The sequence below is a fragment of the Pedobacter sp. R-06 genome, from assembly GCF_049913135.1.
Classification (GTDB): Bacteria; Bacteroidota; Bacteroidia; order Sphingobacteriales; family Sphingobacteriaceae; genus Pedobacter.
In genome coordinates this window covers 4,560,742-4,576,394 of record NZ_CP183977.1, presented here as the reverse complement: position 1 = coordinate 4,576,394, position 15,653 = coordinate 4,560,742, and the positions used below count along the sequence as shown (strand labels likewise).

Here is a 15,653-nt window from a genome sequence, read left to right as displayed (position 1 = left end):
CCTTGGTTATAAGCGTTTTATAACTTTAAGATTCCCACATGTGCGGGAATGACGATCACGTTTTGGAAAGATCCTGAAACAAGTTCAGGATGACAACCGCATTATTCCTTAGGTACATTCACCGTATCTTCCGGGTGCTGAGGCGGCAATACATCTACCTTTTTCTCTACGATGGTAATTTTTGTAAATACGGCATACTTACTAGGTGAAATGCCATTATCATATTTTTCGGCATAGGCTTGTGTAAATTCAGCGCCAAAGTAGAGTATTATTGAGGTATAATAAATCCACAATAAAATAACGATGATCGAACTGGCTGCGCCAAAGGCCGAACCTGGATTGCCTTTTTCGATATAAATCCCAATCAGGTATTTACCCAAGCTGAAAAGAACTGCTGTAAATAAAGCGCCAATTATTGCAGATTTCCAACGGATGATAACATCGGGTAATACCTTAAATATAACAGCAAATACCGCTGTAACGGCAGCAAGAGTTATTACATTGTTTAAAATATAAATTAGAATGGCCATTGTATCGTTTGCAACGGGGATTACTTCATCTATATTACTTTGTGAAAGCAGGTTGGCCAATTTAGAACCCAATCCCACTACCACACTATTTACCACCAGCGATACCAGTAATAAAAAGCCCATCGACACAATTAAAGAAAAAGACAATAATCTGTTTGTAAGCATTTTTATCCAGCCCTTTTTGGGTACAGCCTTTACTTTCCAGATCATGTTAATGCTATCTTGTATCTCAATAAAAATAGCCGTCGACCCGATAATAAGTGCAACAATCCCCACAACCAGACTAAAGGTCGACTGACCTGTTCTGTTTGCATGTTCTACAAAACCCTGGATCTGGCCTGCGGCATCTTTCCCCACCAACTCGGTCACCTGTCCAAAAAATTTCCCCCGCGTTTCTTCGTTTTTTTTATCACCCAAGAATAAGGTGGCTGCAGAGAGGAGAATAATAATCAGCGGCGTAAGTGAAAAAATAGTGTAGTAAGCAAGCGAAGCACTTAATTTAGTAACCCTGTCTTCTACAAAACCTTTTCCGGCTGCAACGAAAAGATGATAAAGCGCAATGAAAAAATATTTGATCTTATGAATTACTCTCATCGAAAACTTAAAACGGATATCCTATCCCAATGTTAAAAATTAAATTCTGTTTACGCCAGTCTTTATTACCGAAGGCGATATCATCGAATACCCATCTCTGTCCTTCCGGCAGGTAAGGTTTACGTACGGGGAAGGCCACATCTAAGCGGACTACGAAGATGCTTACATCTACCCGTAAGCCTGCACCAGTACCCACCGCCAGTTCGTTAAAAGCATTTTTTAGCTTAAAACCAGATCCAAGTCTTGCCGTCTCAGGTTTGCCAGGTTCTCCAAGATCTTCTTTTCTTAGCCAGATATTTCCGGCGTCTACAAACAATGCGCCATAAAGAACGCTCACTATTTTAAAACGCAGTTCGGAGTTCAACATTAATTTAATATCACCACCCTGATCGGCAAAGATAGCATCATCACGAACTTTAAAAGTGCCCGGGCCTAAAGTTCTGGCCGGGAAAGCCCTGATATCATTACTGCCACCAGCAAAGAACTGTTTAACAAATGGGAGAGAAGTAGAGTTACCATAGGCATAACCATAACCCAGGTTTAGCCTGTTTGCCCAGATTAAGTTTCTCGTAATTTTATAATAATCCCTTAAATCAGCCTCTACCCTGATAAACTGTGTTAGTGGTATGTTAAAAAGTGTACGTTTCCCTTCTTCATCTTTTGGTACAAAAGCCCCCCAAACATTACCCCCCGTTTCTAATCCACCAAAGAAATAAGTGTTATTTCTCCGGCTATCTTCCATCTGGTTGGTGTATGTAAAGTTGTAGTTGCTACCAATGATAAACTGACTTTCTAGTGTAGTTCTTAATAGGGGATTAACTTTATATAAACTATCCCGGGTATCATCATTAGGGAAACTTGTAGAAATATAGCTAACTGATATTGGATTGAAATTATGTTCTTTGTATAAATTCTCTTTAAAGTTGTAACCATATTGCCCTTTAAATGCATGTAAAGTATATTCAGAACCACGGTTTAACATCTGGTAAGAAAGCGAGGCAATGGTTTCCGGGATGAAAGCATTTGTGCTGTTCGGTTTGTAAAAAGGAACAATAAACCTAGGGAAAGTCAGTTTTCCTTCGGCAGTTAACGACAAGGAGTTTTTGCCTAAAGAAGTTCCTTTAGTTTGCGTTTCGAAACCACCACTAACACTCAAATCTAATTGTTCTGCATTTCTAAACAAGTTTCTGGTGGTTTGTGTGACTTTCACTTCCGAACCAACGAAATTATTGGATTTACTTGTTCCTACAACCGAAAAGGTAAGTGAGTTTTTCTTTAAAGGCGTTAAATAAATATTCAGGTCGAGCTGATTGTTTTTGAAACTATCAACCGGTAAAAATTCGGCCCTTACATCTTGAAAGGCACCCACATTTACCATTCGGTTTAACGATTGGTTATGATCTTTACGGTTATAAGGTTCTCCTTTTTGAAAGAATACCAAACGATCAAAAAGTCGCGGTTTAAAGGTGTTCCGATCATCGTAAATGTTGAAATCGTTATACTGCAACGGTTTCAGTTTTCTCAATGTGCTATCTCTTCTTAACGAATAATTAGGGTATATATTTATGTTTTTAATGGTATAGGGTTTTAATGCCGCATCGGGCGCAATATCTTTTACCTTAACCGAAACATTAACCAGGTTTTTACCTATTGTACTATCTACCTGCATAATTAAATAATCAGGACTGAAATAGAAATAGCCATTTTCTTTTAAGTCGTTATCAATCCTGATCCGTTCGTTTTTGTAGGTGTCGATGTCATAATAATCGCCAACTTTTAGCAAGGTTTTATCTTTGTTGGTATTAATGATCTTGGTAAGCACCCCGGTATCCGGAGGAAAATTAATCTTGTTGATTTTATAAGGCTGGCCAGTAACTGCGGTATAAATGGCCTTACCCTTTTTTTCTTTAATAACGGTATCGCCGGTAACATTTGCCTGTAAATAGCCTTCGCTAATAAGGTAACTGGACAATACGTCATTGTTGTATTTCAGCTTTACATCGTTCAATAACACAGGCGGCTCACCCTGTCTGCGTAGCCAGTTTCTAAAACCTTTTGGCTTTTTAGGTTCGCCGGCAAGATTGTAAATGCCCAGTTTAAACTTTATGCCCAAAATCGATTTGTTAGGGCGTGGTCTTGTTTTAGCTTCAAGATCGGTTTTAACCTGTTTTTCATTGTCAATTTTTCCAGATGAGTCAGGATTGATTTTTACTTCAGCACCGGTATACAAAATCTGTCCTGGTTTTAACGATTTGGTACTGCTGCAAGCCGCCCAAACTAAACAGGCCAATAAAAATAAAAGCGGTCTAATTAGTTTTCTCATCTTGTGCTTTCTGTTCAATGTTTCTTATTCTTCTTATTCTTTTCTTTTGAAAAATCTCTCTAAACTTATTATAATCTACTACCAGGGTAAAGCCTAAGCCTGTTTCAACAATCTGTCCCTGTACAATCATATCGTTCTGGTTTCGGCGGTAAGCCCTTAAACGGTACCGTCCATCTGCAGAGAGTGCATATTCTACGTTTACGTTTCCGGCAATATTGGTCGATTTTTCTCCTGGTGCCTGTGGTCCTTCCAAAGCAAAAGAGCTTCCTACGCTAACGGTTAATCTATCGTTCAGCAGTTTTTTAGATAGGCCAACCTCCAAATCCGTTTTTTGCTGCATCGAACCCGTTGAATAATCTTCAGATGAATTTACACCGAAATTAAGATCAACACCCTGAATTAAATCGGAGGTTAAATTATTCAACTGCTCGGTTAATAGTTTACTAACACTCGAACGGGCAAGTGTAGAAACACCACCACCGCCACCGGCCAGACTTTGGAAAGGGTTATTGGCAATGAACCGGTTTAGGGCAAGTAAAGAAAGAACTTGTTTGTTCAACTCACTTTCATCGCGGTTTACATTAATCAATTTGGTATAAACCTGACCACTTAGAGCACCACGCTCATTTTCAGGTAAATCGAGTTTAAATGAAATAGTTGGCTTTAATAATTCGCCTTTTATCATCAGATAAACCTGGAAAGGCAATTTTGTTCTGGCTTCGTAAAGATCTGGCTGGTTTAACAGATCGATAGGAGCTGCATTAACTTCGTATAGTGCCGTAATGTTTGCAGTAGCAGAAGTAGGCTCGCCTGTCCAGATAATGGTACTGCCTTTAACCAGTTTAAATTCTTTTTTTACAACAGCCAGCGTTAAATTGTATGAACCATCAACTATCTCATAGCGACCAGTCATGCTGATTTTCCCGCTAGGGTCCATCGTTACGTTTAAGTCTGCATCACCTCTAACTTTTAAATTATCGCCAGTAGATGGATCCACAACAACATTCAATTCTGCTTCTGGGTCTACTTTAACGGTTGCCACCAGGTTTAATCCCTTAATTGGCGATTTACTGATGCTATCAACTTTAAGTGCTTTTTGTCCGTTAAAAGGCGGTGCATCGGCATCAATAAACTGTACTATGCCCTCCTGATCAATAATCGATGGATCACTTGAAGGCAAAGCGAAGAAGAATTTTGTGCCCTTATTCACATTGATATTCATGTTTACATCAGGTTGGTTTAAATCTCCGCGTACTTTAATATTGCTGGTTAAGAATACCGTCCCGTAAATCATATCATTATCAACTGCGGTCGAATTAATTGCCCTGAAATTGTTCGTTCGGATATCTAAACCGAAACGGTAATTTTTAAAATCGGTGGTGTAAACTTTTCCGTTGATGGTTGCTTTTTGATTTAAGGAATCAAGGAGTGTAAAATTGTTAAAACTGATGCCTTCGTTTGTGAATGAAATCTTTTCGTTAGGCATGCGGAAATATGAATTTACATAAGCCACATTAAAGCCTGCATTATTGAAAGTCAAATCGCCCAGTATTTTTGGAGCTGTTAGTGCACCTTTAACTGTTAACGCACCTGTTAAGGTACCAGTACCACGTTTAAGCTGACCGGCAGATAAGCTTTCGATGTTTTTCATTTCAATCTTATCGATGTTTACCGTAAGGTCTAAAGCGCTTTCTGGCGCAGTATAATAAAATCCGTTAACCCTTAACTCGTGCACGCCGGTTAAGGCAACATTTACCTCGAAAGCATTTTCGGTATTGTTGTTTACAGCCAGCCGTAAAGTGCCCAACTGATCTTTTAGATAACGCAGCTGATCGATGGTTAAATTTGCCTCGAATTTTGGTGTACTGGCTAAATCTTTAACGTTTGCAGTTCCATTTAAACGGCCGCCAACCAAAGTGGTATCGGTTTCTGCAAATTTGGTTAAGGTTTCTAACTGGAAATCTTTAAATTCTACTGACAAGGGCGCATTAGGTTCGGTAGGATTACTATTGATGGAAAGTGATTGACCGCTGTTACTGATCTGGAACTGGTTAACCAAGATGCCTGATGCACCAAACTGGATGTAATTATCTTGCGAAACCATCCATTTTTGATAATCGAGCAGTAGTTTTTGTGGATCTAAAGTGAATTTGAAATCCTTATTGATCGATTGGAAGATACCACCAATTACATATTTGTTTTTAAGCTGCCTATCGCGAAGGAAGATGTTAACGCCTAAATTGTTATTCGAAGCATCGCCACTTACTTCTGTATTAAAGAGTGCAATAGCCGGGCTTTGGAGACTTTTAACGGTTAAACTATAAGCCAGTTTATTGTTGTCATTATTGATGTTTAAAACGGTGGTGTCTACCTTAAAATCGCCATATACTACCTGTGGGAAATTGCCTTTAATCTGAAGGCTATCTTTTTGCGTGTCGATCAATCCATAAAACTGGGATTGCTTGAATACCGTTAATTCGGGTACAAATTCCTTTAATAATTTAGAATCGTAAACCTGTACAAAAAACCTTAAGCGTTGATCGGGAACTTTAGCAACCGTGCCAAAAGCATAATATTTATTGATTTCGTTGATGATGGCATCACTAACTTTTGTCAACTGGTATTTACCATCAATTTTTGCGGATAAAATTTCAGATTTTAAGGTCAGTTCATTTTCTGTAGCAGTGGATTTTGCACGGATGGAAATCGTATCGACATTAATTCTTTGTTTATCTTTTACCAATTGTAAGCCTGTAACGTCAACCGAACCGTTTAAATAATCTGCATCGGCTGTGGCGAGGTTTACTTTAACTATACCTGCTGCACTTAATACCGTTGGACTAAAGTTTAATGCCTGTAGGTTTACCTGTTTTAAGTTTAAATCGGCTTTTACCGCTGGATATTTTCCCGCCAGATTCAATTTAGCATCTAAATTAAAGTTGGCATTGCTATCGGGCATGCTACTCTTGATGCTGATATTCTGATTGCTGTAATTCCCGGCAAGGCTTAAATTACGGTAAGTGTATTTGTTATAATAAGCACTAATCACTTTTGCATTAAACTTTGCGTTAATCTTTTTAGGATCGAGTCCTGTGCCCGACACATTTGCCTTAACTGAAACCTTACCCAGTTTAGGTTGCATTTTTAATAACCTGCCAACATTAAAGTTGTTTAAGCTAATATCGGCTTTATAACTTTCCTTACCTTTTGGTCCTTTCATGCCTGCTGCCAAAACGGCTCCACCCATATCCGTCTGGATATTCATATTGGTGTTAAAGTCGGTCATTGAGCCCTTAAATGTGCCTTTTGCATCAACTACATTTGGCAATTCGATTGTAGGCGGCAGCGATTTTTTAGGTACTACCACCAAAATATCCCCTTTGGTTAGATGAAACTTTTTGATATTTAAATCGAGATAGGTTTTTTTGATATCAGGTAGACCTTTCGCTTTTCCACTGATATCTATCTGCGTATTTTTTAACCCACTGATCTGCAGCTTTGGGATATTCAGGTTATTCAGGTAGCCATTAACATCAGCAGTTAGTTTTATTTTTTCGTTGCGGTAATTTGCAGGAACGGCATCGCTGAAAAAGCCAGCATCTTTTAATCCGATGGTGGTGTTCTTAAAAGCTAAATTCAATTTTACACGCTCGGGATGTTTGGTTAAATCATCCATTGAAGTAAAATTTAATTCTGTAGCATTTTCAATTGAGGTGTTGGGTGTTTTTAGAATAAAATTGCTCAGTTTGATCTGTTTGTCGTTATAAACCGCATCGCCTCTCAATTGATCCAATACAAAACCGCTTTTTTCCTTTAACGATCCATTTTTAACATTGGCCTTTATACCGGCAGCGCTATAACTTACATCACTCGCACCTAAATTGAGCTGGTTAATTTTAAGGTGATTAAAGTCCATGCCTTTAGGGACAGGTTTTGCCCCAAGATTATCGAACTGTACATTGTTATCCGCTAAACTGATGTTTTTAATAATTAGACCCAAAGGCGATTTTTCGGGAACTACGGTATCTTTAACTTTCTTTAAATCGTTGCTTGGTGCGGGTTTAAAAGCAAAAAGGATATTCGATTTATTTAAATGTGCATCATCAACAGCATATTTACTGTTAGTTAAATCTACTTTCAGGTTTACCAGACCAAGGTCATTTACATCAGCAACAGCTTTGGTGGTCGATAGCTGATCGTCGTAATTTACCTTTACCTTACTAAAAATAAAGTTCTGCACTTCTATTAATGGCAGTTTGCCCTCTTCTTTCTCGCTGCTATCTACACTGTTTGTAATGTGCTGCACCAGGTGGACAAGTGGTTTTTGCTGCAAGTAATGTAAAGAAGTATTCACTAAACTTAATTCTTTAATTACATAGTGCTGATTGGCTAAATCGAAATCTTTAATTTTGGTTTTAAACGCACCCAAATATAATTTCACATCGTTACCTGCCACGTCATCACGATAGTTGATACCTATATCTTCAAATGAAACTTTATCGACAGAGAATTTAAGGGTAGAGGTGGTATCTTTTTTTACTTTTTCTTCTGGTTTTTTCTGATCGCTTGCAAAGGCATCAACCAGAAATGAAAAATTAAATGTTGTATCGGGAGTGATGCGCCTTACATTGGCGCGTACATTTTTTAGTTCAATATTATTGATTTCGACGGTATTTTTTAACAGTTTGAATAAACTGATATCAACTGCAAGTTTTTCGGCATATAATAGGGTATCGCCTTTACGGTCTTCGATATAAAATTTATTTAAAACCACATCTTTTGGCAAGGCAATTTTAATGCTTTCCAAACTCACTTCGGTTTTGGTCTTGTTTTTAAGGTAGTTTATGGCTTTGTTTTTAACAAAATTCTGAACCGCAGGAATATTTAGAGACAGTGCCAAACCAACAACCAGAATGATGATGGAAGCAATTACCCACAATAAAATTTTTAGACTTTTGCGTACGTATTTATTCAAAGCTAAGTGTGTTTGGTGTTTGATAAATGCCAAAAGCATGCCATTAAAATTAATTTTAAGGCATGTTTTACTAAATAATACAAAAAATAACTTAAATTGTTCGCCCGCTATAAAAATTTAATATTGGCGGTTTCCTAATTAGTTACAAATGAATTCAATAAATCTAAATATAACTTTTGAACAATACGAAAGTATTACAGAATTAACATTGGCAGATAGAACGCTCTGCGAACTTGCAGCACAGGCTTTAAATACTTCATATTCTCCTTATTCTAAATTTAGGGTTGGTACAGCAATCCGTTTGGCCTCTGGCGAAACGATATTAGGAAGCAACCAGGAAAATTTAGCCTACCCATCAGGACTTTGTGCAGAGCGTGTTGCGCTCTTTACCATTGGCGCTACCTATCCAAATGCAGTTATAGAAAGTATGGCTATTACAGCGCAAACTGATAATTTTGAAATTTTAAAGCCCATTACTTCTTGCGGAGGCTGTTTGCAGGTGATGGCAGAGTTTGAGCGCAAGCAAAATACACCGATTGAGGTGATTTTTTACTGCTTAAACGGAGAAGTATTAAAAGTGCCCAGTGTAAAGAGTTTACTGCCTTTTGCTTTTGTAGAAGATAGGTTGGAAAGATAGAGTCGACCGTCATTTCGAGCGGAGTGCAACGCAGTCGAGAACCACGAAGTGCTCAGCGAAGCTAAATCTATCGAGTAGATCTCTCTCCCGAACGTTCGGGACTATGTTTCAGTCGAGATGACGGCTTTCTGTTTAAATGAGATTAAAATAATATTCTTATCTTATTCTCTATATTTGCTTTTTTCTCAACAATATGAAGCATCTCTACATCCTTATTTTCTCTGTTTTTCTTTCTTTTAACCTGCAAGCTCAAGGCTTACTCAAAAGTAATACGACTTATAAAATAGTGTATTTCCGTTCAGCCGACGGAAAGCCTAAGGAAGACCGCAACCCAACTGTATTAATGGCTTCAGCAAATCAGAATTTAATCAGCAATGCCGCTATTCTCGATCATAAAGCAAAGTATCCTTACGAACAAAGCATTGTTACCAAACCAGCACAGATTTTGTTTCAGGTTGCCGATTTAGGTGCGGATAAGCAGATTGCAACTGCCGATAGTCTTGCAATTGGCAAGCAAACTTTTGAGTTGAGCAACGAAACCAAGGTAATTTTGGGTTATACCTGCAAAAAAGCGACAACGGTTGTTAACTCCAATAGAATAGATTTATGGTACACCACGGAAGCAGGTATTAAAGCGGCGCCAACCAATTTGGGCCAAACTCTCGGATTGGTATTGGAGCAGGTGCGTAATGGCAATAACTTTGTAACTGCTACAAAAATCGAAGAAATTAAAAATTCGAAACCGATCGATCTGCAAAAAATAAGTGCTGAGCTTACCGATGGATTAACATATAAAGATTTGCTTTGGAAAAGCAGGTTTACCACGCTAAGTGTTTTTAATAACGAAACGATTAATTTTATAGATAAACCACAATCGAACGATTCTGTATTCCGCTTTGCGGGTGGGACCGTGATTGCAAGGAAAGTTAAATTTCCTGAGTTTCAGTCCAGTCCCAATGTTTTTGTCGATTTAACTGAGCAATCGAACGGAGATGCCTACGACAGAACAGGATCGGTATTTATCATCCCAACCGATAAGCAGATTAGTTTAATGGATGCACTTAAAAATTCCGTTAAAGATCTACCTGTTTACGACAATGGTAATGGAAAGAAATACCAGGGGGTTGTTGCCACTGCAGATTATAATCCGGTAATAGAACTGATGCGGTTTTTCACTCCTTTTGGTGTGGGCAAATACAATACCTTAAAATTGAAGGATAAAAATTGGGCGGAGAAAGTTTATTACAGGCAGGATGTTTCAGAATTGTTTCCGCTAGTAAATGGCAAAGAAGCTTGGGTAGCTGTTTTTATTGGCAACTATGATAAAGGTGGTCATAAAGTTTCTTTAAACATTACACTGCATAATGGCGGAAGGGAAAAAGAGCGCAAAGAGGTGATTTTGCCTTTGTTTAACTCAACCAATGTAATGGAAATGGCTGGACAAGAATATGCAACCATGTTTAGCAGCGATAAGGGGTTGGAAGTTTCTTTTACCTTGGCAAAAGACCTAAAAGATGCTAAGTTACGCTATATCACCACAGGTCACGGCGGCTGGGGAAATGGCGATGAGTTTGTACCAAGGAAAAACACCATCTGGCTGGATGAAAAAGAAACATTCGCTTTTACGCCATGGCGCCAGGACTGCGGTTCGTACCGATTATCGAACCCTGCTTCAGGTAATTTTGAAAGTGGTCTTTCCTCGTCAGATTTAAGCCGTTCTAACTGGTGTCCAGGCACAGTTACCAATCCTGAATGGATCAGTTTGGGCGATTTAAAAGCCGGACTGCATACCATAAAAGTAACCATCCCGATGGGTAAGCCAGAAGGTTCGAGTTCGAGCGCATGGAATGTTTCGGGTGTGTTGTTGGGGGTTGAATAGTGCAATATTTTTCGGGAGATGAGTACCCTCATGCGAATCGTCATTTCGAGCGGACCCGATAGCTATCGGGTGCAACGCAGTCGAGAACCCGAAGATTCTGTGTTTATACGCAAATAATTTTTAACTTTATTTATTAAAGGCAGCTCTAAGCTAGCTTCATTAGGGCAGTTCATTTTTTAATGGCTGCTCTAACCATTTATTACCTCTTCTATCGCGATCTTATTATAGTCAATATCAAAGCGTTTATTGGTTTTGTATATGGTATATATAAGTCCGAGTATTTTTTTTTGTACGGCCACCACTGCCTTCATTTTGATCCCGTGTTTGGACACAAGGCGTACAAATATCGCTTTATGGTTTGCATTGTGCCTTATGGCTGTTATTGCCGGCATATGCATCGCTTTCCTTAAATGCCTGTTACCTCTTTTGGATATCTTTGGTTTTCCTTTTACAGAGGTTCCAGATTCCTTTAGCCTTACATCAAGCCCGCTATAACTTATCAGTTGCTTTTTGTTTTTTATCAGTTCAAATCCATTTGTTTCTGCAAGGGCAATTATGGCCGTTAATTTACCTACCCCAGGTATTGATGTGATAAGGTCTATCTTCTTAACCAGTTCTGCATCCTCTTTTACGGTTTTGGAAAGCTCGGTTTTGATCTCCAGTTCCTGTTTATTGATGAGCTGGATACGCTTGGATATTCTTTTTATACTGCCCTGGTTTGGGAATTTCTCCGACATCTCGGCATGTAGCTGATTTTTCAGTACTGTTCTATCGGCGATTAGCTGGTCTCTTTCACGGGTAAGTTGCTTAAGGTTTCTGAATATTTTTTTTGGTTGTAACCAGTCTTCCAGTTTCCGTTCCAGTCCAAACTGACATATCGCCTGCGAGGCGGTCCTGTCTGTAATTGTCCTTACATCCAATGTTCTAAAATAATTGCTGATCTTGTTTGGAAGTACAATACTGATCTGTTTTTCCTGATCTGAAAGATAATAAGCCAAATGTTCATGATAAACCCCGGTTGCCTCCATTACATATCGTACCTTAACATCTTTCACCGTCTTTTTCTCAACCCATGAGGTAAGGCTGCCAAAACCGGCTACAGTATTTGCAAATATTTTATAGGCATATATATCAACGCCTGTGTCGTGGTTCATCCTGCCGAGCGAGACCACTAATTCATTTTGTGCTACATCAATGCCTACAACCTGTTTTACAATTTCTGCCATAAATTTTAATTAAATTAGCAAAAGTGAGTTGTCTCCCTTCATCTTCTCTCCTGATTGGGTATCCTGGCTATACATCAACATATGTACGCCTTACATTCTGTTCAGACTCTAAAAGACAAGAAAGAGTGAGGTGCTATCTTCGGGAGAACATGCTATATAAAAGCTGTTTAGGCTCAGATCCACTCTCACTCTTTTTCACTTAAGTATTCTAATTTATCTCTTTTTCGATTTGAGAACAAACATAGGAGGCTCAGCGAAGCTAAATCTGTCTATATAGATCTCTCCATTTCTCTGCGCTACAGTCGAGATGACGACTTTTCTATTAAATCTTTCGTCCTGAACGCAGTGAAGGACCTTTTTCTTGCCTCTTTTTTACCATATAAGACATTTAAGGGAATATAAGCTTGGCTAACCCTATAATTGTTTTTTATTTTTACTTATTCAAATAGCGTCTAGGGGTCGTTCTATACACCCTGCAACAAATTTCCCATCTCGAAATGTGAATAACCTCTCTTCATTCTATGAAATCATTTTTATTATATTTACGGCTGCCAATTTTTGTAAATAAATGAGTGAAGAATTAAATCAAAACGTAAACGAAGAGCACAAACATACCATAACCCCAATCAACGGTTTATACGAAAACTGGTTTCTCGATTATGCGTCTTATGTAATTCTCGATAGGGCAGTACCACATATTAATGATGGACTAAAGCCTGTTCAACGGCGCATTATGCACTCACTTAAGGAGATGGATGATGGACGTTTTAATAAGGCGGCCAACGTAATCGGTAATACCATGAAATATCACCCGCATGGTGATGCATCTATTGGCGATGCGATGGTGCAGATCGGTCAAAAAGATTTATTGATTGATATGCAGGGTAACTGGGGCGATCCGGTTACTGGCGATAGTGCTGCGGCACCACGTTATATCGAGGCACGTTTATCAAAATTTGCCAATGAGGTAGTTTTTAATCCTGATACTACGGAGTGGCAGTTAAGTTATGACGGGCGTAATAACGAGCCAATAACTTTACCTGTTAAATTCCCTTTGTTATTGGCGCAAGGGGCTGAAGGTATCGCTGTAGGTTTGGCTACCAAGGTAATGCCACACAATTTTATCGAATTGCTGGATGCATCTATAGAAGCGTTGAAAGGTGTACGCCCAAATATATTGCCCGATTTCTTTACGGGCGGTATGGCCGATTTCTCGAATTATAATGAGGGACAGCGTGGAGGTAAAATCCGCGTGCGTGCGAAAATAACCGAGAAGGATAAAAAGACTTTGGTGATTAGCGAAGTTCCATTCAGTACCACAACGGGTTCTGTTATCGATAGTATTTTATCGGCCAATGATAAAGGCAAAATCAAGATAAAAAAGATTGAGGATAACACGGCGGCCAATGTAGAAATTGTGGTGCACCTGGCACCGGGTATTTCGCCTGATGTAACCATTGACGCATTGTATGCCTTTACGGCCTGTGAGGTGTCTATTTCGCCAAATACCTGTATTATTCAAGGGGATAAGCCACTTTTTTTGAGTGTAAACGATATCCTGATTGAAAATACAAAACACACTAAAAATTTATTAAAGAGAGAATTGGAAATCCGCTTGCACGAGTTGCAGGAGAAGATTTTCTTTAGCTCTTTACTTAAAATATTTATTCAGGAGGGGATGTACAAAAATCCTGAATATGAAAACTCAACCAATTTTGAAACCGTAGTTGAGGTATTACACATTTTATTTGATCCGTTTAAGCCATCGCTTTACCGCGAAATTTTACCTGAGGATTTTAAGAAGCTGATTGATAAACCAATGAGTAGCATCACCCGTTTTGATGTGAAAAAGGCCGATGAGCAGATGAAAAATCTGGAAGATGAGATTAAAGTGGTTAAAAATCATTTAAAACACCTTACCGATTATGCCATTGCCTGGTACCAGAAACTGAAAGATAAATACGGAAAAGGAAGAGAACGTAAAACCGAAATCCGTTTGTTCGATCGGGTAGAAGCATCGAAAGTGGCACTAGCCAATGTGAAGCTGTACATGAACAAGGAAGATGGTTTTATTGGAACAGGGTTAAAGAAAGATATCCATGTTGCCGATTGTTCGGATATAGACGAAGTAATCGTTTTCCGTGAAGATGGTAAATGTATCATTACTAAAGTTGCCGATAAAACTTTTGTAGGTAAGAATATTATACACGCACAGGTATTTAAGAAAAACGACGAGCGTACTATTTACAACATGATCTATAAAGATGGTGCAAGTGGTACTTCGTATATTAAAAGGTTTGCTGTAGTTGGCGTAACACGCGATAAGGAATACGATTTAACCAAAGGCTCGAAAGGCTCAAAGGTTTTATATTTTACCGCGAACCCTAACGGTGAGGCTGAAGTAGTAAATGTTGCACTGAAACCGCATTCTAAATTACGTAAGCTTCAGTTCGATCAGGATTTTGCAGAAGTGGCCATTAAGGGGCGTGGTTCGCAGGGGAATATCATTTCGAAATATCCGGTTAAAAAGATCGTTCTGAAGAGTAAGGGCGTTTCTACCTTATCTGGGCTGAAAATCTGGTACGATGATTTATTAAAACGCTTAAATGTTGATGGCCGTGGAAAATACCTGGGCGAATTTGATGGCGATGACCGCATTTTACAGGTACATAAAGATGGCTTCTATGAGTTAAGTTCTTTTGAACTGAGTAACCACTTTGATGATGGATTGATTTTGATCCAGAAGTTTGATCCAGAGAAGATTTTTGCTGCAGTCCATTTTGAAGGCAAAGCACAGAATTATTTTATTAAACGTTTTGCATTCGAACTGCAAGCTAATGGTAGGAAAACCATTTTCATTAGTGAGGAGCAGAAATCGAAGTTGTTGTTCCTTACCTCGAATCCGGCAGCAAAAATTATTGTTGATGTTTTGAAGGGTAAAACCCAAATTCCGGAAACATTGGATTTAACCTTGTCAGAACTGATTGATGTTAAAGGACTAAAAGCAAATGGCAATAGGCTGTCACCGCACGATGTTCAAAAAGTAGTATTAGAAGAGCCTGAGATAGAAATTGAAGAGGCTGAGGTAACAATTGACGAGGCAGAGGATGGTGAAGAAATACCAGATGAAGTGGTTACAAGCGGAGAGGCGATTGCGAACGAGGAAACAGTAACAGGACCAGAAGTGCCTGAAGAGGTAATAGACAAACCTGTTGTAGCGCAGCCCAAACCAAAGTTCGAACGAAAAGAAGAACCTAAAGAAGTGCCTGTGGTTAAGCCAGAAAAACCAGAGGTAAAGGAAAAGCCAGAGGCTGAAAAACCAAAGCCTGTTAAACAGGAAGAAACTAAAGCAGAAGATAAAGCCGATACAGAAGAAAAACCGGTTAAAAAGATAGATTTCGAAATCACCAATCCGGATGATATCGATATTGATGATAAAGGGCAATTGGGGTTATTTTAAAGTAGTCAAATCCGTTTCGACCGGAGTGG

7 protein-coding genes are annotated in these 15,653 nt (G+C 38.8%); 3 read left to right on the top strand and 4 right to left on the bottom strand.

Features of this window, described 5'->3' with window-relative positions; translation table 11 throughout:
- Nucleotides 1-101 precede the first annotated feature (101 nt).
- Genes ACN9MR_RS18280 through ACN9MR_RS18270 form a run of 3 tightly spaced genes read right to left on the bottom strand, consistent with a single transcriptional unit; the run spans nucleotide 102 to nucleotide 8,461 of the window.
- Nucleotides 102-1,124: a YihY/virulence factor BrkB family protein gene (locus ACN9MR_RS18280; protein WP_426325805.1), complete on the bottom strand. Its 1,023-nt coding sequence runs from the start codon at nucleotides 1,122-1,124 to the stop codon at nucleotides 102-104.
- A 7-nt stretch (nucleotides 1,125-1,131) separates the two neighbouring features.
- Nucleotides 1,132-3,447 carry a BamA/TamA family outer membrane protein gene (locus ACN9MR_RS18275; protein WP_426325804.1) on the bottom strand — a complete coding sequence of 772 codons (2,316 nt, stop codon included), beginning with the start codon at nucleotides 3,445-3,447 and terminating at the stop codon, nucleotides 1,132-1,134.
- Entirely contained in the window at nucleotides 3,431-8,461 is a 5,031-nt protein-coding gene (locus ACN9MR_RS18270; protein WP_426325803.1) for a translocation/assembly module TamB domain-containing protein, read from the bottom strand. The genes ACN9MR_RS18275 and ACN9MR_RS18270 overlap by 17 nt, the downstream gene beginning before the upstream one ends.
- Nucleotides 8,462-8,570: 109 nt before the next feature.
- Here ACN9MR_RS18270 and ACN9MR_RS18265 point away from each other — a divergent pair, with 109 nt between their 5' ends.
- Both ACN9MR_RS18265 and ACN9MR_RS18260 read left to right on the top strand, forming a co-directional pair.
- Nucleotides 8,571-9,059 carry a cytidine deaminase gene (locus tag ACN9MR_RS18265; protein WP_426325801.1) on the top strand — a complete coding sequence of 163 codons (489 nt, stop codon included), beginning with the start codon at nucleotides 8,571-8,573 and terminating at the stop codon, nucleotides 9,057-9,059.
- Nucleotides 9,060-9,252: 193 nt separating this feature from the next.
- A complete protein-coding gene (locus tag ACN9MR_RS18260) occupies nucleotides 9,253-10,938 on the top strand; it encodes a PNGase F N-terminal domain-containing protein (protein ID WP_426325799.1) in 1,686 nt (561 codons plus the stop codon).
- Nucleotides 10,939-11,126: 188 nt separating this feature from the next.
- Here ACN9MR_RS18260 and ACN9MR_RS18255 read toward each other — a convergent pair whose 3' ends face one another.
- Nucleotides 11,127-12,164, bottom strand: a complete 1,038-nt coding sequence (locus ACN9MR_RS18255) for an IS110 family transposase (protein WP_426325144.1) — start codon at nucleotides 12,162-12,164, stop codon at nucleotides 11,127-11,129.
- 568 nt (nucleotides 12,165-12,732) lie between these two features.
- Between ACN9MR_RS18255 and ACN9MR_RS18250 the strand changes: the two genes are divergently transcribed.
- Nucleotides 12,733-15,624 carry a DNA gyrase/topoisomerase IV subunit A gene (locus tag ACN9MR_RS18250; RefSeq protein ID WP_426325797.1) on the top strand — a complete coding sequence of 964 codons (2,892 nt, stop codon included), beginning with the start codon at nucleotides 12,733-12,735 and terminating at the stop codon, nucleotides 15,622-15,624.
- Nucleotides 15,625-15,653 lie beyond the last annotated feature (29 nt).